Annotated in this window: 17 protein-coding genes; 8 read left to right on the top strand and 9 right to left on the bottom strand. The window is 40.1% G+C overall.

The features are described from left to right. Positions 1–6: 6 nt before the first annotated feature. The 4 genes from CQA63_RS04990 to CQA63_RS09795 all read left to right on the top strand — a co-directional run bounded on the left by CQA63_RS04990 (position 7) and on the right by CQA63_RS09795 (position 2,213). Entirely contained in the window at positions 7–1,308 is a 1,302-nt protein-coding gene (locus CQA63_RS04990; protein WP_104700608.1) for a homoserine dehydrogenase, read from the top strand. A gap of 4 nt (positions 1,309–1,312) precedes the next feature. Then, on the top strand, positions 1,313–1,642 hold the full coding sequence (locus tag CQA63_RS04985) for a YraN family protein (protein ID WP_104700609.1): 330 nt from the start codon (positions 1,313–1,315) through the stop codon (positions 1,640–1,642). 21 nt (positions 1,643–1,663) lie between these two features. Then, positions 1,664–1,885, top strand: a complete 222-nt coding sequence (locus CQA63_RS09450; protein ID WP_147288729.1) for a hypothetical protein — start codon at positions 1,664–1,666, stop codon at positions 1,883–1,885. A gap of 184 nt (positions 1,886–2,069) precedes the next feature. Then, on the top strand, positions 2,070–2,213 hold the full coding sequence (locus CQA63_RS09795; protein WP_170128376.1) for a hypothetical protein: 144 nt from the start codon (positions 2,070–2,072) through the stop codon (positions 2,211–2,213). A gap of 158 nt (positions 2,214–2,371) precedes the next feature. Here CQA63_RS09795 and CQA63_RS04980 read toward each other — a convergent pair whose 3' ends face one another. The 9 genes from CQA63_RS04980 to acnB all read right to left on the bottom strand — a co-directional run bounded on the left by CQA63_RS04980 (position 2,372) and on the right by acnB (position 13,934). Continuing rightward, the gene (locus CQA63_RS04980) at positions 2,372–3,520 is read right to left on the bottom strand and encodes a hypothetical protein (RefSeq protein WP_104700610.1); all 1,149 of its coding nucleotides are present in this window, start codon (positions 3,518–3,520) and stop codon (positions 2,372–2,374) included. 152 nt (positions 3,521–3,672) lie between these two features. Then, entirely contained in the window at positions 3,673–4,233 is a 561-nt protein-coding gene (gene folE, locus CQA63_RS04975; protein ID WP_104700611.1) for a GTP cyclohydrolase I FolE, read from the bottom strand. 22 nt (positions 4,234–4,255) lie between these two features. Beyond that, complete coding sequence (gene htpX, locus CQA63_RS04970) at positions 4,256–5,185, bottom strand: zinc metalloprotease HtpX (protein ID WP_104700612.1); 930 nt, start codon at positions 5,183–5,185, stop codon at positions 4,256–4,258. A gap of 128 nt (positions 5,186–5,313) precedes the next feature. Continuing rightward, complete coding sequence (locus tag CQA63_RS04965; protein WP_104700613.1) at positions 5,314–6,243, bottom strand: catalase family peroxidase; 930 nt, start codon at positions 6,241–6,243, stop codon at positions 5,314–5,316. Between the two features lie 234 nt (positions 6,244–6,477). After that, on the bottom strand, positions 6,478–8,634 hold the full coding sequence (gene flgE / locus CQA63_RS04960) for a flagellar hook protein FlgE (RefSeq protein ID WP_115511833.1): 2,157 nt from the start codon (positions 8,632–8,634) through the stop codon (positions 6,478–6,480). Between the two features lie 115 nt (positions 8,635–8,749). Then, positions 8,750–9,442 carry a hypothetical protein gene (locus tag CQA63_RS04955; RefSeq protein ID WP_104700712.1) on the bottom strand — a complete coding sequence of 231 codons (693 nt, stop codon included), beginning with the start codon at positions 9,440–9,442 and terminating at the stop codon, positions 8,750–8,752. Between the two features lie 52 nt (positions 9,443–9,494). Next, positions 9,495–10,487, bottom strand: a complete 993-nt coding sequence (gene selD, locus CQA63_RS04950; protein ID WP_104700713.1) for a selenide, water dikinase SelD — start codon at positions 10,485–10,487, stop codon at positions 9,495–9,497. 76 nt (positions 10,488–10,563) lie between these two features. Further along, entirely contained in the window at positions 10,564–11,181 is a 618-nt protein-coding gene (gene yedF, locus CQA63_RS04945) for a sulfurtransferase-like selenium metabolism protein YedF (RefSeq protein WP_104700714.1), read from the bottom strand. Between the two features lie 173 nt (positions 11,182–11,354). Next, positions 11,355–13,934 carry a bifunctional aconitate hydratase 2/2-methylisocitrate dehydratase gene (gene acnB, locus CQA63_RS04940; protein ID WP_104700715.1) on the bottom strand — a complete coding sequence of 860 codons (2,580 nt, stop codon included), beginning with the start codon at positions 13,932–13,934 and terminating at the stop codon, positions 11,355–11,357. Between the two features lie 286 nt (positions 13,935–14,220). On the opposite strand from acnB, the gene CQA63_RS04935 reads away from it, so the two are divergent. From CQA63_RS04935 to CQA63_RS04920, 4 genes are all read left to right on the top strand, one after another. Continuing rightward, complete coding sequence (locus CQA63_RS04935) at positions 14,221–15,645, top strand: aminotransferase class V-fold PLP-dependent enzyme (RefSeq protein ID WP_104700716.1); 1,425 nt, start codon at positions 14,221–14,223, stop codon at positions 15,643–15,645. Positions 15,646–15,730: 85 nt separating this feature from the next. Then, positions 15,731–17,533 carry a translational GTPase TypA gene (gene typA / locus CQA63_RS04930; RefSeq protein ID WP_104700717.1) on the top strand — a complete coding sequence of 601 codons (1,803 nt, stop codon included), beginning with the start codon at positions 15,731–15,733 and terminating at the stop codon, positions 17,531–17,533. 28 nt (positions 17,534–17,561) lie between these two features. Next, positions 17,562–18,185 carry an NAD(P)H-dependent oxidoreductase gene (locus tag CQA63_RS04925; RefSeq protein WP_104700718.1) on the top strand — a complete coding sequence of 208 codons (624 nt, stop codon included), beginning with the start codon at positions 17,562–17,564 and terminating at the stop codon, positions 18,183–18,185. A gap of 13 nt (positions 18,186–18,198) precedes the next feature. Continuing rightward, the gene (locus tag CQA63_RS04920; RefSeq protein WP_104700719.1) at positions 18,199–20,574 is read left to right on the top strand and encodes a ribonucleoside-diphosphate reductase subunit alpha; all 2,376 of its coding nucleotides are present in this window, start codon (positions 18,199–18,201) and stop codon (positions 20,572–20,574) included. The last annotated feature ends 154 nt before the right edge of the window (positions 20,575–20,728 follow it).

Below are 20,728 nucleotides of genomic sequence, written 5' to 3'. Positions count from 1 at the left end.
TAAAGTATGTCAAAATTAATTGTAGGTATGGTTGGCTTTGGTGTAGTTGGAAGCAGTGTATGCAAGACATTGCTGCAAAATCGCGCCATTATTAATGCAAGGGCAGGCAAAGAGATTGTTTTAAAAAGTGTTGTTGTTCGAGATAAAGCAAAGGCAGAAGAGAAACTCAAAGCATTAAATGCACAGCAGGTGAAAGTCAGTGATAATATAGATGATATTTTAGAAGATAGTGAGATTGAAGTAGTGATTGAACTTATGGGCGGTGTGGAGTTTGCCTATCAAATCGCTCAAAAAGCCCTTTTAGCAAAGAAAGCTTTTATCACGGCTAATAAGGCAATGCTGGCATATCATCGTTATGATATAGCTCCGCTTGCAAAGGGCTTGCCTGTGGGCTTTGAGGCAAGTGTTTGCGGAGGGATACCCATTATTCGCGTGCTTAAGGATGGCTTGAGTGCAAATCATATTATCGCCATTGCTGGTATCTTAAATGGGACAAGTAATTATATCCTCACTCAAATGCAGCAGCATAATAGAGACTTTCAAAAGGCATTGCTTGAAGCCCAAGCGCTTGGCTATGCGGAGGCTGACCCCACGCTTGATATTAATGGAGGTGATGCGGGGCATAAACTCCTTATACTTGCTTCTCTTGCATATGGAATCCACGCTATGCCTGAGGATATTCTCATTGAGGGTATTGAGGGTATTAAGCCTGATGATATAGCATTTGCTAAAGAATTTGGCTATGTGATTAAGCTGCTTGGCATTGCTAAAAAGCAGGATAATCAAGTAGAGTTACGCGTTCATCCTTGTATGATTAAAAAGGGTGCGATGATAAGCAAGGTTGATGGTGTGATGAATGGCATTAGTGTAGTGGGGGATTGCTTAGGGGAGAGTATGTATTATGGTGCTGGAGCTGGAGGTGAGGCGACTGCAAGCTCTGTAGTGAGTGATATTATAGCCATTGCTAGGGGTGAGAGTGCCGCAATGCTAGGGTTTGAGCGCACACTTGATGATACCAATCATCTTAGGCTGAAAAATAAAGATGAGATTTACTCGCGCTACTATATACGACTTTATGTGAGTGATAAGCCCGGGGTGCTTGGGCAAGTCTCACAAATTTTAGGGAAGCATAATATTTCTATTAGCACATTTTTGCAAAGACAGAGTGATGAGGAGCAAAATAATGTAGCAAAAATGCTTTTTTCAACGCATCATTGCTATGAAAAGGACATCAATGGCGCACTTGCTGAGCTTGTAAAATTTGATTTTATCATACAAAATCCCTATAAGATACGCATTGAAGACTAAGTAAATGAGCAGAGAGAAAGGCGCACTTGCTGAAGAGAGGGCATGTGAGTTTTTAACCCAAAAAGGCTTTGAAATAGTAGAGCGGAACTTTTTTGCTCGATATGGTGAGATTGATATTATTGCTTCTAAAGATAATATCTTGCATTTTATTGAAGTAAAGAGTGGTGCGGGCTTTGAGCCTATTTATAACATTACTCGTGCTAAGCTTAGCAAACTTGAGAAAGCTATTAACTTTTATTTAATGACGCATAATATTACTCAAGCCTTTTGCCTTGATGCACTGATTATTAAAGATGATAAATATGAATTGCTTGAGAATATTACCCTCTCTTAAGGGGTAGAATCCCCCCTCAAAATGACTGATAATTCTACTCTTGTTATTCTTCGCCCCTTATCAGGGGTTCGTGATGACAACAAAACCCACGTGCATAGGGAGTCCAAAGAGTTTCTGTTGGAATCACCAACAACTCCGTTAGTTTGTCATGTCCGGCAAAGCCGAAGAATTGCTCTCCAAATCACTAGAAATGCTTTTAGATTCTTTTTTTATAAGGCGGAGGGGCTTAGCAGAGTTTTATAAAATAATTGGGTTCATAGCTTGGCTTGTGTGCGAAGTCTAACATATAATTAATGCTCTTGCCCCTTATATATCCCCCACAAGGGCAGCGCTTTTAAGGGTGGTACTTTGTGCGATTTAATTTTATCTTAGATGAGAGTCTCACGGACAGAAGACGTTGGGGACTTCCTCCATAGGGGTAATGAGTTTGTCATGTCTAGAGGGAGCACGAAGTGGAGGCGAAGAATTTCTGTGGGAATCACTAGTCGCACTTTTTGGTAATTCTAAGGGAGATTTTTTGCTTATTTGCGAAAGTAAAGAAGCGATAATAAGCCTTCTTAAAGAAAGCTAAGGAGATATGCAAATGCTCTTATATGGGCTTTGAAAATTATGTGAAAGGGGGATTGGGTAATGCTAGGCTTTATAGGGTAAGGGAGCTTCCCCCTAGCAATTCAAAATAGTAGGGGGAAGCGAGTTATTCTTTAAAAGATACTTAAGAGACATTTAGGCTTAGAAGTCCCATTTTACTCTCACGCCAGCTACAACACTCCCTTGCTTATTGCCTCCATTTACTAAGTTTGAAGTCTTTTTGCCTTGTGTGTTGTAGTAGGCTACTTGAGGAGAGAACTCAAGATTTGCATTTGCCTTGTAGGGGAGCTGTAGGAATGCAGCATAACTATGGATAGCCCCGCTGTTGTCATTTGTCCCATCATTAATTTGATTTGTTCCTTTGAAAGTGGCTTGATAGCCCGCCCCAAAGATAAAGGATAGCTCATTGCTTAGCTTTGAGCCAAATTCTATCTTTGCCCCAGCGATTTGTGCATCTAAGCCCACTACACTTGCTGAATTACCATGTGTATAGCCTCCCTTGCTATATGCCCCAGCGGCTTGCTCGCCATAGAGGTAGCCGTTTTTGCCATATTGGGCTACAAGTGAGATAAATGTATTGCCAAATGTAGGACGCAAGCCCGCCCATATATGATACGCACTTGTGCCAGCGGGAGCTACATTGTTTGTAGTTGAGGCGTTGTTGTAGTATTTATATGAGCCGGCGATTCTGAAAAATGGCTGATTTTTTTCATTATTGATCGTGTAGTTGGCAGCAATACGAGGTGATTCTTGATTAGTATTGGCATTCCAACCATCGAGATTAGAATCTTCAAGCACACCTATGCTAAAGCCAGCAATGCTGTATTGGAATTGAACATGACGTTTTGCTGTAACGACGCCACCAAAGCCCACCATACCGCTATCGATATTAAGCCAGTTGCTAGAAAAGGCATTATCAAAGCTTGGGGAATTGGTTTTCCCAAAGAGAAATACTCCATACCCACTATCATAAGAACCCCAATATTGTCTATAGGGAGTTGTGCTTTGAGCAGTGCCTGCATATGGCACAGCATCAGCCTCTCTTGCACCAAATTCTATATTCGCCTTGAACTTACCTGATTGCACTCTTACACCAAATTGTGAGTTACTTTGCAAGCCAAAGAGATAGCCCGCTTGATCCCCAGCTCTTGTACTTTCACCATAGCCCATAAAGCCGCGAATTGAGGCATATATCTCTGCTTTTGTTTCATCAGCATTATAAATTTCTAATGCTTGCCCCGGTATAGCGAGCATACTCGCCAAAGCACTACTTATAGCTAATTTTTTCATTTTAACCTCCTAAAAGTTGTACGTTCTATTGAAAGATACGTGCTGCATTGTGAATGAAATAGTGAAGTTAGTCAATAAAAAATTTAAACCATAGGATAATAAAATATCTAGTGAGTGTAGAAATAACTCAATTTGTTACTTTTTGATAATATTTATTCTTTGATAAGTTGCATAAATTCGAATCTTGTTTTTGAATCTCTTTTAAAAAGCCCTAGCAATGTGGAAGTGATAATATGGGACTGCCTTTGCTCTCCTCTCATTTCAAGGCAGAGATGTCTTGCCTCACATACGACCATAACACCCTTTGGCTTGAGCTCTGCTTCAATAGCATGGGCGATTTCCTGGCATAATCGCTCCTGAATCTGCAGGCGATGTGTGAAGATTTCAGCGAGTCTTGCTAAACCACTAATGCCTGCAAAATGCTTATTGGGGATATAGCCAATCGAGAGAGTGCCAAAAAATGGCAATAAATGGTGCTCACACATAGAATAAAATGGCAGCTTTTTAAGCACTATCATTTCATCATACGCCCCCTCTTCAAATACACTCCCTAAAGCTTCTTTGGGGCTTTTAGTGTAGCCATCAAGCATTTGAGTAAAGCTGGTAGCAATACGTGAGGGGGTTGTCTTTAAGCCCTCTCTATTTATATCTTCACCTATCTTTGCGCATAAAGCTTTAAAAAAGCCTTGTGAGAGTTGCTCTAATGTCTGCATATAAACACCTTGAAAAGATTTACTAAAAGTGCATACCCAGCAGGGATTTAATGCGATTTTGTGTGCTAGGGTGCGTGCTTAGAATCTCCCCCATATCAAAGAGATAGGCGTTTGCGCGTGTGGGGTTAGATTCTTTAAAATCATTTTGGGCATAGCTTTGAGTGATTTTTTGCAAGGCAAGAATCATTGGCTTGCTATCCCTCATTAAGTATGCCGCTCCAGAATCTGCCATATACTCGCGATTACGACTAATAAAAAGGCTAAGCACAAGTGTTAAAAGGGGGAGGATAAATTGTAGCGCTAAAAGTATGCTACGTGCTAATCTCGCTCCTTGTGAGTTTGACTGAGTAAAAAAGAAAGCAAAGATATTCACTCCTAAAAGCATAATATTGCTTAAAATCCCTACACACATCGTAAGCCGTACATCTCCGTGCCGTATATGGCTAAGCTCATGGGCTACTACAGCCTTAAGCTCATCTTCATTGAGATTATCAAGCAAGGCTGAAGTTACTGCTATCATGGAATTTTGGGGATTCCACCCGCTGGCAAAGGCATTCATATAAGGAGCTTCCATAATATAAAGTGCTGGCTCAAAGGGGCAATTGGCTCTTTTTAGTAGGTCTTGGAGGATTCCATAAAGGCGAGATTCCTTACGTGAGAGGACCACAGAGGGATTTATGCGTTTGTATTGATTACCACTAAGCATAATGCGGGAGGATTGAGAGAGGCTAAAGATAATAATCACGCAAGCAAGCAAGCTTGAAAAAAAGGTGATAAAAGGGAATTGTTTTAGTGTAAGTAAGCTATACAATCCTCCCTCTAATGTGGGGGCATTAAGGCGGATAATATCAGCTAAAAGTCCAATAAAGAGAAAAATCATCACATATACACATAAGACCGCATAGGTTTTGTATTGATTATAAGCAATGATACGTTCAAAGCGGGAAGTCATATACACTCCTTTATTGTTCTCTCTACTATTATGGCAGAGTTTTGCTAATTAATATTTGAAGCAAGGGATAAATGAGTATGTGCTGATTAGATAGAAGCATAAGGCTCTAGCCTTATGCGTGTAAGGGGCTATTGTCTTCTACCAAAAGTAATAGCATAAGTGCTATCACGCAAGCCAAATAATGGATCTTTTGGTTCTCCTATACCGCTAGGGAGTGTGCCGGGCATAAATACATCGCCATTGCAGTCTGTGCCATTGTATTTACTTACTTTTAAAGTCCCAATTTCAAGCTCTTTATGCTCTCCGCTCCAAAGCGCGGTGGTATCATCAAGTTTATCATTAGTATTAGCAAATACCAGCACAAGCTTGTATTCTATAGGCTTTTTAGCTACCTTAGCCTTGAAATCAGATGCTAAAAAATCATCTCCAAGTTTGCTAAGCTCTTCTTGTGTGAGATATGCTACACCATTTGTGGGCACAAACTTAAATCGCGCAGGAAGCATTTTGCCATTTTTGCTATCTTTAAAATAGAATGTATGGATACTATGATAGAGAGTATTTGCCACACTGCCTGTAATGCCTATTTTGCTTAAATATGCCTCAAAATTTGCATACGATGGCACTTCTTTTGTACGTTTTTGGATATTTTTATTATCTACCTTGCCATTTTTAGGCACTTTCATAGCAAAAAATTCATAAAACTCCTTAGGATTTTTAGCAAAGTTAATTTCAGTATTAAGCATAACTAATTCCCAACTCTCACTCTTACCCTCCATTTTGATAGCAATGCCTCTAGGCTTTGATTTATCGCTTGCTTGGGGATTACCTCCACCTAAGGAGTAGCGGATTTGTGCGGGGATAGAGCTTTCCTTGAGTAGGGGGATTTGAAGCTTTTGGGTGATATTTTTTGCGGGCTTAAATTCACCAATGGCACAAAAGCCCTTAGCGTGGTTGATTTTTTTATGAGGGTTGTTTGTATCTCCATTGAGTGCGTAGAATACATCAGCTATTTTTTCAGCGTCATATTCACTCTCTTTGGTTTGAGCTTGTAAAAGCATGGCAGATGAGCATATACTGAGTAGTAGTATTTTTCGTATGTCCTTTAGCATTTTCTTTCCTTATTGTGAAATAGGGCAGAATGCTAGAATTTTTATGTAAATATTATCTAAATATAAAATTTTCATTTTTATGCTTCAAATGCCTTGTGCAAGGGGGACAAGGAGGGAATGGTAGGGAATCTATATCCATAATGCTAGGGCTAACCCATAGCCTAAGCTAAGGGTTATAAGAAATTATTGTTTAAGGTTAAGGAGTGTGTTTAGAATTTGGTCTGAAGTGGTTACGGCTTTGGAATTAGCTTGGAATCCTCTTTGCACAACAATGAGTTGCGTTAAGCTACGGCTTAAATCCACATTGCTCATTTCAAGCTTAGAGCCAGATACACCGCCTCTTCGCCCTGTATTTGCCGCTCCAATCATCGGCTCTCCAGAGTTTCCTGTGCGTGAATACACATTCCCGCCCTCTGATTGCAAGCCTGTGTTATTAGCAAAGTTTGCAAGAGCGATTTGAGCAAGGGCTAGAGAGCGCCCATTGCTAAATGCCCCAAGGAGCGAACCATTACTATCAAAGCGAATATCCATTAAATCTCCTGCTTGATAGCCATTTTGATTAATCGCATAAGTTTCTGAGATTTTATCCACGCTTGTTAATCCCCCAAAGCTCTCATTTGCCCCGAAGTTAAGCTCAAGCCTCTGCGGTCCTTTACTTCCATTTTTAGGGTCAAACTGCAAGACGGGAGGATTCATACCTGAGAGCGAGCCATCACTATTAAATGTCGCCCTCCCACCTTCAAATACATTAAGACGACCGGGTGAGCCTCCTATAAATTGCGCTGGTTCGGGGACAACAGCCCTCCAACTCCAAACCGCATCTCCTGTTTTCCAAAATTCAAAACGGATATTATGCTTACTCCCTAAGCTATCTACAATATCTACACTTGTGGCGTGAGAGGCTTTGACAATCTTACTTGTGCTTACAGATGAGCCACCCTCAATAAGTGAAGAAGTATTGAGGGCTTTCATTGTCTCTTTAAAGAGCACATTGTTTGTTACATTATCAGAGAAATGGCTTGTAACAAAAAGGCTAAGGTTGCGTTGCTCATCATCGGCATCATCGTGATTTGTGATTTCAAACATACCCCAACGATTGAGCGTTACCCCAACAGAAGCGGTGCTTTCATAATAGGCTTTTTCTGGGTTTTTAATCATATTTGCATCATATTGCATAAGTGCGCGTAAATCCTCGGTAGTTCTAAATTGCCCTGTGGTGGAATCTGCATCTTCAGACTTTGTGTAGCGGTATCTAAAGGCAGTAATGTCTTCTTCACCTTTTACGAAGTTTTGAAATACACCTGTGCCATCTGCGGTAATGCGTATGTTTTTAACCTTTTCTCCACCATCCATTTGATTGCGATTTTCAAGTCGAAGCTGCCCTGCATCGACATAGGCGTGAATGCCTATTTTGCTACTTATGGCATTAATGGCATTTTGTGCTGCTACAGCAGAGCTTACACCGGTAATAGCGGAGTTGTTTGTAAAGCTTATTTTCTCACCATTAAGCCCAATGGTACTCACTTCATCAGTATTAACGGGGTCATGTCGTATCGTGGCTGTTTTATAGCTTATCCAAATCCCTTGATTTTCATTTAATGCAAATGCGTTGCCATCATCATTAAAGAGTATGCCCATATCTTCACCTACTTGTGTAAGCACACCTCGCGAGTCATATACAGGAGTAATGCCATCTGCAGATGTACGTGTGGTGGAATCAAGGGCAGCAACATCTTGCATTTGCTCGATATGTCTTCCTGCATTGAGATTGGCACGTAGTGTAATGGTATTAGTCGCACGTGCAGGCATTACCATACCCGGGTCTATTTGGATATTTCTTACTGGTCCTGTGTTATCTACTTTAAAGAAGTCAAAGTCGCTCATGGTGCTAGATTCTGCGTTTTCTAGTGGTGGGCGCACCCAGCCTTGCACGACATATCCACCTGTGGTTACGAGATTCCCATTTGCGTCAAAGAGAAATTCGCCATTACGTGTGTAATTATGCGTTATACCCCTATCTGGTGAAATAATAAAGAATCCATCGCCTTCAATGGCAATATCTGTTTTGACATCGGTATTTTGTGTATTGCCTTGTGAAAATACTTTAGTTGTGGCATTAATGCCAACGCCTAAGCCGATTGAGAAGTCATTTTGCCCTCCTAATCCGTTTTTATAAGGAGAGCTTGCAATAAGCTTGATTTGTGAGAGCATATCCACAAAAGAAGCCCTTGAATATTTGAATCCCACCGTATTAACATTAGCAATATTATTACTTTCCACATCAAGTGCGATTTGATGTGCTTGCATACCGCTCACACCTGACCACAGAGATCTTAACATATCGTATCCTTTCTCAATAAAATCTGCGATTTATCATTACAAGGATAAGCAATATATATTCCAAAATATGAATACTAGAAGTAAAAGTTGAAGATAAAGAGGAGTAAGCTTGTGCTTAATGCACACCCCCCACAGAGGTAAAACGTGTCTTGCTGCGAAAGGCTGGAATGGCATTCCAAATAGAGAGGAGGAGGAATTTATAGGCATCTTGAGGCTCTATGAAATGATATTGAAGGAGCACTTGAGAGACAAGAAATTCATAATATGACTTGCCTATGCCCTTATCATCAAGGTATGCCCTCTCAAAATCTCCGCCAAAATACCGAGCTACATTACTTATGCTAATTTCTTTACTGCTGAGTGTTTTGAGGTAATCTTTAGGCGAGGTATTGCTAGGGAATTTGCTTACACGTGAGGTAACAAAAGTGAGGAGTTTATCTTGGAGATTCTCTATAAGTTCTAAGAAATGCACGCTATTTTTATCAATATGTTCTCTTGTGTGGATAGCCTTTTGCAGAGCTTGGGGTTTGGAGCCATCAAGGAGGATAAGGGCAATTTGTGTCATTTTGGGCTCAGAGAGAATGTTTGTAACACTTTGTTTTTTGCTTGGAGTGCTTGTGTAGGCATGCTGGATATAATCAACAGCCTTTTGTATATCATCAGATTCAAGTATCATATTTAGCATCTCAAATTCTTCTTGTGATAAGAGATGTTCTAAATTTTTGAGATAAGTTTGATTAGCTATAAAACCCTCTTCTTTTAATATAAACAACTTCCGCACTAACGTATTAAGCATATTAAACTGCATAAACACCCCTTAGAATAATATTAAGGATATATCGGTAAAACGCCTATAATGCTTAGCCTAAAATAATCGCCCTCTGGGCTTTGGGGACAATCTCACCTATAATACTTGCTTGCTCTATGCCGGCTTGATGAAGGCTATTAATAAAATCTTTTACTTGCTTAGAGGGGAGGGCAAAGAGCAAACCCCCTGAAGTTTGCGCATCATAATAAAAAATATCATCTTCTAGTGTGCATTGCAAGGCGACTTTATCTTGGAGAGATTTTTTATTTTCATAAGAGCCACCGGGGATAATGCCATTTTGCGCAAGTGTTTGTACGTGATGAAATAATGGAATCTGCTGGGTATAAAAGAGTATGCTTTTTGGGGGAGTATGCTTTAGCCCTTCACACATTTCAAGCCCATGCCCTATTAGCCCAAAGCCTGTAATGTCAGTGCAAGCGTGGATTTCATATGCTTTGGCTATATTAGCCGCATAGAGATTTAGCGTTTGCATTGATTGGATAACCTCAGTGCTCTCTTTAAGCATATCTGCTTTAATTGCAGTCGTTAGGATACCGCTTCCTATGGGCTTTGTTAAGACTAATACATCACCAATTTGCCCCGTGTGGTTACGCCATATATGAGATTTATGCACCATACCATTTACAGAAAGTCCATATTTTTGCTCTTTATCTTTAATCGTATGACCACCAAGTAATAATGCCCCTGCCTCTGTGATTTTATCTAATCCCCCTCTAAGGATAGCATTTGCTATGTTGGTATCAAAATGCGCATTATCCCACATTAAAAGATTGAGCGCACTTATCGCACTCCCACCCATGGCAAAAATATCGCTTAAGGCATTGGCTGCAGCAATTTGCCCATAGATATAAGGGTCATTAACCACAGGTGTGATGAAATCCACGCTTGATAGCATAACATTTTCACTTTGGTTTGATAAAAGCATAGCCCCGCAATCTTCATTACTCTCAAAGCCCGCTATTAAAAGAGGGTTTGGCTTTTGCTCAAGTCCGCTAGCAATTTGTGATAAGTCTTCCAGACCCACTTTAGCGGCTCAACCTGCGCATTGAATATATTGGGTGAGTTTGTGCTCTTCCATAACTTACCTATCTATAGTTTATTTAGAGGGAGATAAGATTCTCACTTGATAGCATATTTTGTATGCCCTCTAACGCATTGCCTATCATACCGACCTTCACTCGCTCTGTTAGGGCAAAATAGCTTAGACATGAACCACACGAATATATTTCAACTCCTTGTTTTTCAAGCTCTTTGAGTGCTTCGACGATTTCGGTATTATCTACTTCATCATTATCTGTTGTGAGGAGCACACCGCGATTAATAAATAAAATTTTTTGTGGGAGCACATCAGAATGTAGCAAGGCTTTAATAAAGCCATTAGTAAGCATACCCCCTAACTCTCCCTCGCCCACTCTATCATTTTTAAAAAGCATCATTTTGGGCACTATTTTATCTTTACCTATTTTGCCATCTTTGCTTGTTTTACCCTTAAGGATAATCATAAATTGCTCATCTCGTCCAAATCCCACTTCAAACTCAAAACCCTCTGATTTTAAGAAACGCGAGAGATTCTCTTTAGAAGAAGATGTATTGCCAATAATTTCATAAGAATGGAGTCTTAAGGAATGTTCATTTACACCCAAAAGTGCTTGTTTTGCCTTAATAACCGGCTCTGGGCAAGGTAAATCGCGCACATCAATTTGTATAGTGTTATTCATTATGTGTCCCTTAGCGTGAGTTTCTAAGATATGAAAGCATACACGTATGATAATACACTCTTATGAATTAAAATTTCTTTAAGAAATGCGTAGTTAAGCTTAAGAGATTATGAGGAGGTTTAGCCCCCTCCTTAAAAATAAGCAAGGCTTAGTATGAGGAGGGGGAGGAGGTGTTAGAGTGTGAAGTCTGGCATAAGATTGAAGTTAAGATAAGTATAAATATTATCTTTTTTAGATTCAATCTTCTTTGGAGCGATTTCAAGATATTCTTGCGTAGTTGGCAGGCGTCCTAGCATTGCACATACACCGCCAAGCTCTGCACTTCCTAAATATACCTGTGCTCCTTTACCCATGCGGTTGTCAAAATTACGTGTTGAGGTAGAAAACACTACAGCATTATCCCTTACACGTGCTTGATTCCCCATACATAAACTACAGCCGGGTGCCTCTAGTCTTGCGCCTGCAGCACCAAAGAGTGAGAGATACCCCTCTTTTGTAAGCTCTTTTTCGTCCATTTTGGTGGGAGGGGCAATCCAAATTTGTGTTTTGCTTTGTCCTTCATTTTTGACAATTTCACCAAATGCTCTAAAATGCCCAATATTTGTCATACAGCTACCGATAAACACTTCATCGATATTTTTTGGACGTTTGGGATTAGCATGAATTTCACTAAGTGTAGCGACATCATCTGGGTCATTTGGACAAGCCAAGATAGGCTCTTTAATATCAGCTAAATCAATTTCAATAATAGCTGCATATTCTGCATCACTATCTGGCTCTAAAAGCACAGGATTAGCAATCCACTCTTTCATTTTATCTGCTCTTCTTTGCAAGGTTTTTGCACTTTGGTAGCCATTGGCAATCATAGATTCTATGAGTTTAATATTTGAGCTTAAATACTCTATGATAGGCTCTTTGTTGAGCCTTACACTACATGCTGCTGCACTTCTCTCTGCGCTTGCATCGCTTAGTTCAAAGGCTTGCTCTACTTTTAAGTCTCCTAAGCCCTCAATTTCTAAAATCCTTCCGCTAAAGATATTTTTCTTGCCTTTCTTTTCAACCGTTAAAAGTCCTTGCTTAATAGCATAATATGGAATGGCATTGACTAAATCACGCAAGGTAATGCCGGGATTGAGTTTGCCCTTAAAGCGCACAAGTACAGATTCTGGCATATCAAGGGGCATAGAGCCTGTAACAGCCGCAAAAGCGATAAGCCCACTCCCTGCTGGGAAGCTAATGCCAATAGGGAATCTTGTGTGAGAATCTCCACCTGTCCCAACGGTATCAGGCAAACACATACGATTAAGCCATGAGTGGATAACGCCATCTTTAGGATGAAGTGCCACCCCGCCACGTTCAGATATGAAGTTTGGTAAAGTTGCATGTAAGCTTACGTCTGCTGGTTTTGGATATGCTGCTGTGTGGCAGAAGCTTTGCAATACAAAATCTGCACCAAAATTAAGTGCAGCAAGCTCTTTAATCTCATCGCGCGTCATCGCACCTGTGGTATCTTGACTACCAACGGTTGTTGTTTTAGGCTCACAATATGTCCCCGGGCGCACACCTTCTACGCCACAAGCCCTGCCTACCATTTTTTGCGCTAATGTATAGCCTTTTGTGCTAGAGGCGGGTTGTTTTGCTTCTTGGAAGACATCGCTTTTGCCAAGCTTTAAATATTCTCTTGCTTTAGCAGTGAGACCTCTGCCTATGATGAGCGGAATTCTCCCGCCTGCACGGATTTCATCAGCAATTGTGCGAGGGTTTAGCGTAAATGTGGCGACCACCTTTCCATCTTTACTAATCTCACCTTTATTGGTATTAATTTCAATAATATCGCCATCTTTAAGCTCGCTTACATCAGCGACAATGGGCAAGGCACCGCTATCTTCACAAGTATTGAAGAAAATAGGCGCAATCACACTTCCAATGACAATACCGCCACTTTTTTTATTAGGGATATAGGGAATCTCTTTACCAAAGTGCCACAAAATGGAGTTACACGCGGATTTACGGCTACTACCTGTACCGACAACATCGCCCACATACGCCACTACTGCGTTGTGTTGTGCTGCCTTTTGCTTGGCAGATTCTATACGTTGCTCAAAGTTCTCAATACGGCTTTTCAGCATGGCTTTCGCATGGAGTGGAATATCACTTCGTGTAAAGGCATCACCTGCTGGGCTTAAATCATCTGTGTTAGTTTCGCCATCAACTTTGAACACACATACCTTAATCACTTCACTCAAGCCCTCTTTATTTTTAAACCACTCTGCATCTGCCCAAGATTGAAGTATTTCTTGTGAAAGCGGGGTATTAAGTGCAGTGATTTTCTCAAAGTTATCATAAATTAAGAGTGTATGTTTAAGGGCTTGTGCGCAAGCTTTTGCAAGTGTGCTATCACTTAAAGAAAGCCCTTGAACGAGTGGTAGGACATTATATCCTCCAAGCATGGTACCTAGATATGTTATGGCTTCGATGGGTGTGAAACCCCAATCAAGCTTATTGTTAAGCAAAATGTCTCCAAAAAACTCTGCCTTGAGTTTTGCTGAAGCATCAACGCCGGGATTTACCCTGTGTATAAGCAGCTCTTTGGCGAATGCTTTTTGCTCATCATTTAGGCTTGAATCTTTACACATATTGATAATACATTGTGTCTGCGATACATTCAGCGCTAGAGGTGGCACTCCTTGAGCGGCTCGCTCTTCTACATGTGTCTTATAGTCTTTAATGAATTGTTCATACTCTTCCCTCATCGTGTTCTCCTTGCTAGTTTGTGATTTATTGTTGTTATAGAAACCAAAACCCTATATAATGGTTTGCTTCAATTGTATAATAAAAATACTAAATGGGATAGAAAGTAAAATGAAAGTTGTCTAATTTTCTACTTTGAAACTTCCCAATGACAAATATATTTTTAGTTTTTCTTGTTTTGCATACTTCGCGGAAAGATAGCATATAAGGGAATCTTGCCAAGATATTGCTTCTTAAAAGATACATAAAGTAACAACTAGGGGCATTATTTTATTTTGAGGAGAAATTATGTCTGTTATATCATCAAAGAGTGAGAAACTTATCAATCGTTTTTTTGCTCCATTACTTGATAAGGTAGATAGTAATGATGATATACTCTCTAGCGTTCGCGCAAATACCATTCTTGCACCCAAACACTATTATTTTGACTTTACCGCTTCAGGGCTTGCTTATAGGGCGATTAACAAACGTATAGAATCTATTCTGCCTTATTATGCAAACACGCATTCTAAAATCTCTTCAAGTGCTGCATTGATGAGCACACTTTATGAATATGCAAAAGAACGTATAGCCCATATACTGGGTTTAGGCGATGATTTTGTGCTTATTAGTGGAGGAAGTGGGGCGAGTTTTGGTATTAAAAAGTTTCAAGAGCTTATGGGTATTTATATATCGCCGCATTCTTTGGGGCATTTGGGGGCTTTGATTGAGCCATATTGCACACAAGGCATACATAAGGATACTCAAGGCTTATTGCAAGGGATAAAAGCCTATGATGTAGCGACAAATGCACTAAATCTCCCTCATGTGCTGATGAGTGGCTTTGAACATCATTCCAATGAAATTAGTTATAAAGAGGGGCTATGCCATGTGCATAAAATTGCCTTTGATAAGCAAGGTTTGCCAGATTCACAAGATTTAGCCCAAATCTTAAAAACACTAAAAGGTAAAAAAATCATCGCAAGCTTGAATGTGGCTTCTAATGTTACGGGGATTTTCACACCTTTAGAATCTTTTTCAAAAATATTGCGTGATTATAAGGCGATAATCGCCCTTGATATGGCAAGCTCCTCGCCTTATATGGTTGTGGATAGTTCTTATTTTGATTCAGCCTTTCTTGCTCCTCATAAACTTTTAGGAGGGGTTGGGGCATGCGGGATTTTAGCTATACGCAAATCATTGCTTGATAGCACCTTACCGCCTAGCTTTAGTGGGGGAGGTGTGATTGAATATGCTAATGATGATATACATTACTTCATTGATGATATTACTTTGCGCGAAGAAGCTGGAACGCCCCCTATTTTGGGCTTACTTTATGCGGCATTAGCCTATCAATTACGTGATGAGATAGGATTAGATTTTATTATGCGTAGGGAGAAAATACTCACAGAAGTTTTTTTACATGAATTAGCCAAGATACCAGCGGTGAGTATTTATGGAGATTTATCGCTAAATCGATTAGGTATAGTGAGTTTTAATATTGGCTCTATTTCTCCCCTTGATTTATGCGCACTTTTGAGTAAAAAATATGGCATACAAACGCGCGCAGGTTGCAGTTGTGCGGGACCATATGGGCATTATTTGATACCTGATGGCTCATTGCAGAAAAAGCCCGGATGGCTACGGGTAAGCATTCACTATAGCCATAGCGTGGCTGATATAGAGTATTTGATCGCTTCCATTAAAGCATGTGTAAAAATTTTGCGCGGGTAATATTTATAGCATATAAAGATAGTTTTAAAGATAGGATTTATATAATCGCTTCTTTTTTAATCCCAAATAAAGCAGAGAACTCCCCATGCAAAATATACGAAATATAGCTGTTATCGCCCATGTCGATCATGGAAAGACCACTTTAGTCGATGGGCTCTTAAGCCAATCAGGCACATTTAGTGAAAGAGAGCAGGTTGATGAGCGGGTTATGGATTCTAATGATTTAGAAAGAGAGCGGGGCATTACTATACTTTCTAAAAACACAGCCATTCACTACAAAGGCACAAAGATTAATATCATCGATACTCCCGGGCATGCTGATTTTGGCGGTGAAGTTGAGCGTGTGCTAAAAATGGTCGATGGCGTGCTTTTGCTTGTAGATGCGCAAGAGGGTGTTATGCCTCAGACAAAATTTGTGGTCAAAAAGGCTCTAAGCTTTGGAATCCGCCCCATTGTGGTAGTAAATAAAATTGACAAGCCTGCCGCAGAACCTGATAGAGTGGTTGATGAAGTGTTTGATTTATTTGTAGCTATGGAGGCGAGTGATTTTCAATTAGATTTTCCTGTGATTTATGCAGCAGCCCGTGATGGCTATGCGATTAAAGAGCTAGGAGATGAGAAAAAGAATCTTGAGCCCCTCTTTGAGGCGATTTTAGAGTATGTACCTGCCCCTAGCGGAAGTGCGGATAATCCACTGCAAATGCAAATTTTCACATTAGATTATGATAACTATGTGGGGAAAATCGGTATAGCTAGGGTGTTTAATGGTGTGATTACAAAGGGTGCGAATGTTATGCTTGCTAAAAGTGATGGCGAGAAAGAAACTGGGCGCATTAGTAAGCTTATAGGCTTTTTGGGCTTAGCACGTACGGAGATAGAATCTGCCCAAGCCGGCGATATTGTGGCAATTGCTGGATTTAATGCCATTGATGTTGGGGATTCTATCGTGGATATAAATAATCCTATGCCCCTTGATCCTATGCATTTAGAAGAGCCCACGATGAGCGTGTATTTTGCGGTAAATGATAGCCCTTTGGCAGGCTTAGAGGGCAAGCATGTAACAGCAAATAAAATTAAAGATAGGCTTTTAAAAGAAATGCAAACCAATATCGCTATGCGTTGTGAAGAAATGGGCGAGGGGAAGTTTAAAGTAAGTGGGCGAGGGGAGTTGCAAATTACTATTTTGGCAGAGAATTTACGAAGAGAGGGATTTGAGTTTAGCATTTCTCGCCCTGAAGTGATTGTTAAAGAAATTGATGGCGTGAAATGCGAGCCTTTTGAGCATTTAGTGATTGACACGCCACAAGATTTTAGCGGGAGCATTATAGAGAAGCTCGGACGTCGCAAGGCAGAGATGAAAGCCATGAATCCTATGAGTGATGGCTATACGCGTTTAGAGTTTGAGATACCTGCACGTGGGCTTATTGGCTATAGAAGCGAGTTTTTAACCGATACAAAGGGCGAGGGTATTATGAATCATAGTTTTTTAGAGTTTAGAGCCTTTAGCGGCAGTGTGGAATCTCGTAAAAATGGTGCGCTTATTAGTATGGAAAATGGTGAGGCAACGGGCTTTTCACTCTATAATATCCAAGAGCGTGGGGTGCTGTTTGTCTCTCCGCAAACTAAAGTATATGTAGGTATGGTCATAGGTGAGCATAGCAGGGATAATGACCTAGATGTGAATCCTATTAAAAGTAAGCATTTGACTAATATGCGTGCTAGCGGGAGTGATGATGCCATTAAATTAGTGCCACCAAGAGAGCTGACATTAGAGAGGGCGTTAGAATGGATAGAAGATGATGAAATCCTTGAAATAACGCCCCTAAATGTCCGTGTACGTAAAAAAATTCTAGAGCCTAATATGCGCAAACGTGCTAAGGCAAAATAAAGATTAAAATCAACAAAGGAGTATGAATATGAATCAATTTTTAGAATCTGTGCATTTTCGCCATGCGTGCAAGCTTTTTGATGAGAGTAAAAAGATCCCTAAAGAGACTTTTGAAGAAATCTTAGAAGTTGGGCGACTTGCTCCTAGTTCTTTTGGTGTAGAGCCTACAAGGCTTATTGTTGTACGTAGCGATGAGGGTAAAAAGGCTTTGCGTCCATTATGCTGGGATCAGCCTCAAATTACTACAGCAAGCGAAGTGGTGGTTTTTAAGAGTTTGCAAAATGATGTCATTCCTCCAAGTGAATACATTAAGGCAAACACATTTAGACGGAAAATGAATCTTAATGGCTATGAAACTTTCTGTAATCGTTTGGGCGGCTATCTTCGCACACGTGGGTTTGTGGAGGATAAAATTGCCCATTGGAGTGCATTGCAAGCTTATATTATGGCGACTTATATGGTCGCTTATGCAAGTTATTTAAAGATTGATACATGCTATATCGAAGGCTTTGATAAGCAACAAGTAGAGAAACTTTATGGCTTAGATCCATTTAAAGAGCAAGTAAGTTTGATTGTTTGCTTTGGGTATCGTGCAAAGCCCCAACAAGAGAGATTTAGAATTCAATTAGATGAATTAGTGCAATACAAATAATAAGGAAAGAGGTATGCTAGATACGATTACGGTTACAAAAAGAAATGGGCGCATTGAACCGCTCGATATTGCAAAAATACAAAAACACACTCATGCAGCCGTGGAGGGACTAGAAGGGGTGAGTCAGAGTGAGCTAGAAGTAGATGCAAAGATTCTTTTTAAGGATAAGATTACAACTGAGGAAATTCAGCAAACACTTATTAAAACTGCAGCGGATAAGATAGATGTGCATACTCCTAACTGGACATTTGTAGCGGCTCGATTGTTTTTATATGACTTATATCATAAAGTAACAGGCTGGACAGGATATAAAAAACTTGAAGATTACTTTATACAAGGCGAAAAAGAGGGCAGACTTGTATCTGGTTTGAAAGAAAAATATGATTTGAATTTTTTAGATTCTCATATCAAGCCCGAACGTGATTTGCAATTTACATATTTGGGTATTAAAACGCTTTATGATAGGTATTTATTGAAAGATTCTCATAATCACCCCATTGAATTGCCTCAGCATATGTTTATGGCTATTGCGATGTTTTTGGCTCAAAATGAGCGTGATTGCAATGGCTGGGCGGTGAAGTTTTATGACATGATTTCAAAGTTTGAAGTGATATGTGCTACCCCGACATTAGCAAATGCAAGGACACCACGACATCAGCTAAGCTCTTGCTTTATTGGAAGCACACCAGATAATATCGAGGGGATTTTTGACGCCTATAAGGAAATGGCGCTTTTAAGTAAATATGGTGGTGGTATAGGCTGGGATTTTAGCCGCGTGAGAGGGTTAGGAAGCTATATTGATGGGCATAAAAATGCTGCGGGTGGGGTTGTGCCATTTTTGAAGATTGCAAATGATGTGGCTATTGCCGTAGATCAGCTAGGTACGCGTAAAGGAGCGATTGCTACTTATTTGGAGATATGGCATAACGATATTAATGACTTTATTGATTTGCGTAAAAATAGCGGTGAAGAGCGAAGACGCACACATGATTTATTCCCTGCGATATGGATTTGTGATTTATTTATGAAACGCGTTTTGGCAAATGATTTTTGGACACTTTTTGACCCTTATGAATGCCCAGAGCTTACAGAGCTCTATGGAGAGGAATTTGAGAAAAAATACATAGAGTATGAGCAATCAGATGCTATTTTAAAGTCTCGTGTTTTGGCAAAAGACTTGTGGAAAAAGATTTTGATGAATTATTTTGAAACCGGTTTGCCCTTTTTGTGCTTTAAAGATAATGCAAATCGTGCTAATCCTAATGCGCATGCAGGTATTATTAGAAGTTCAAACCTCTGCACAGAGATTTTTCAAAACACAAGCCCTAATCATTATGTAGTGGAAGTGGAGTTTGAAGATGGCTCAAAAAGCATATATAATGAGGGTGATAAGGTTTTGCTTGATAATGGCATTACTAAAGAGGCAAAGAAAATCACAAGTATAGATTCTATTGGTGGCAAGAGAGTTTTTATGACTTCTCGCAGCCCACAAGGCGGAGATACAGCGGTATGCAATCTAGCAAGTGTGAATTTAAGCAAGATTCACACAAAAGAAGATATAGAGCGAGTGTTGCCTATTGCTATAAGAATGCTTGATAATGTCATTGAGCTTAATTTCTATCCTAATCGTAAGGTTAAGGTTACCAATTTGCGTAATCGTGCGATTGGCTTAGGCATAATGGGTGAGGCTGAAATGCTAGCAAGGGCGGGCATTGTCTGGGGGAGCGATGAGCATTTGTGTAAGATCGATGAGATTATGGAGTTTATTAGCTTCTATGCGATTGAATCAAGCTCAAACCTCGCGGCTGAAAAGGGAGTGTATCCTCAATTTGAGGGAAGTAATTGGAGCAAGGGGATTTTCCCCATAGATTTGGCAAATAAAGAGACTTTAAAGCTTGTGGATAGGGGAGGGCTCTTTTCGGATCATTGTGATTGGGAGGGCTTAAGGGCAAAGGTAAAAAAGCAAGGTATGAGAAATGGCTATCTTATGGCGATTGCCCCTACGAGTTCAATTAGCATTTTGGTAGGCACTACGCAGACTATCGAGCCAGCATATCGCAAGAAATGGTATGAAGAAAATTTAAGTGGGCTTATCCCTGCGGTTGTGCCTCATTTGAATCTTGATACATGGAAATACTATGTATCAGCATACGATATTGACCAGACTTTAATTATCAAAGCCGCTGCAGTGCGTCAAAAATGGATAGACCAAGGGCAGAGCATAAATATTTTTATGAGGCTTGATAAAGTAAGCGGTGGAATATTGAATGATATTTATATGCTCGCGTGGAAATTAGGGCTAAAAAGCACATATTATTTGCGCTCTCAAAGTCCAGATGCCCAAGAGCAAGTAATGGATAGAACGATAGAATGCGTGAATTGCCAATAAAGGCGATTCTACACTTTAAAAGCATCTTGATAAGAATCTTTAGCGTTTTGTTTTTTGAAATTGACAAACTTTGTTGCGACTTAGAGTTGGGGGTGTGAATGCTTTTGCTTGGAATAGCAAGAGGGGGGTTTGGATTCTTAAAGAGGCTATATGG

This window comes from Helicobacter marmotae (genome assembly GCF_003364255.1).
In the GTDB taxonomy this organism is placed as follows: domain Bacteria; phylum Campylobacterota; class Campylobacteria; order Campylobacterales; family Helicobacteraceae; genus Helicobacter_C; species Helicobacter_C marmotae.
This window is presented reverse-complemented; position numbering and strand designations above follow the sequence as displayed.

What these genes read in the sequence shown, in the direction of transcription:
- CQA63_RS04920 (WP_104700719.1), top strand. Translation starts at nt 18,199, where the DNA reads ATGCTAGATACGATTACGGTTACAAAAAGAAATGGGCGCATTGAACCG.
- CQA63_RS04935 (WP_104700716.1), top strand. Translation starts at nt 14,221, where the DNA reads ATGTCTGTTATATCATCAAAGAGTGAGAAACTTATCAATCGTTTTTTT.
- CQA63_RS04980 (WP_104700610.1), bottom strand. Translation starts at nt 3,520, where the DNA reads ATGAAAAAATTAGCTATAAGTAGTGCTTTGGCGAGTATGCTCGCTATA.
- CQA63_RS04985 (WP_104700609.1), top strand. Translation starts at nt 1,313, where the DNA reads ATGAGCAGAGAGAAAGGCGCACTTGCTGAAGAGAGGGCATGTGAGTTT.
- CQA63_RS04990 (WP_104700608.1), top strand. Translation starts at nt 7, where the DNA reads ATGTCAAAATTAATTGTAGGTATGGTTGGCTTTGGTGTAGTTGGAAGC.
- typA (WP_104700717.1), top strand. Translation starts at nt 15,731, where the DNA reads ATGCAAAATATACGAAATATAGCTGTTATCGCCCATGTCGATCATGGA.
- CQA63_RS04925 (WP_104700718.1), top strand. Translation starts at nt 17,562, where the DNA reads ATGAATCAATTTTTAGAATCTGTGCATTTTCGCCATGCGTGCAAGCTT.
- flgE (WP_115511833.1), bottom strand. Translation starts at nt 8,634, where the DNA reads ATGTTAAGATCTCTGTGGTCAGGTGTGAGCGGTATGCAAGCACATCAA.
- htpX (WP_104700612.1), bottom strand. Translation starts at nt 5,185, where the DNA reads ATGACTTCCCGCTTTGAACGTATCATTGCTTATAATCAATACAAAACC.
- CQA63_RS04955 (WP_104700712.1), bottom strand. Translation starts at nt 9,442, where the DNA reads ATGCAGTTTAATATGCTTAATACGTTAGTGCGGAAGTTGTTTATATTA.
- CQA63_RS09450 (WP_147288729.1), top strand. Translation starts at nt 1,664, where the DNA reads ATGACTGATAATTCTACTCTTGTTATTCTTCGCCCCTTATCAGGGGTT.
- folE (WP_104700611.1), bottom strand. Translation starts at nt 4,233, where the DNA reads ATGCAGACATTAGAGCAACTCTCACAAGGCTTTTTTAAAGCTTTATGC.
- yedF (WP_104700714.1), bottom strand. Translation starts at nt 11,181, where the DNA reads ATGAATAACACTATACAAATTGATGTGCGCGATTTACCTTGCCCAGAG.
- acnB (WP_104700715.1), bottom strand. Translation starts at nt 13,934, where the DNA reads ATGAGGGAAGAGTATGAACAATTCATTAAAGACTATAAGACACATGTA.
- CQA63_RS04965 (WP_104700613.1), bottom strand. Translation starts at nt 6,243, where the DNA reads ATGCTTTTACAAGCTCAAACCAAAGAGAGTGAATATGACGCTGAAAAA.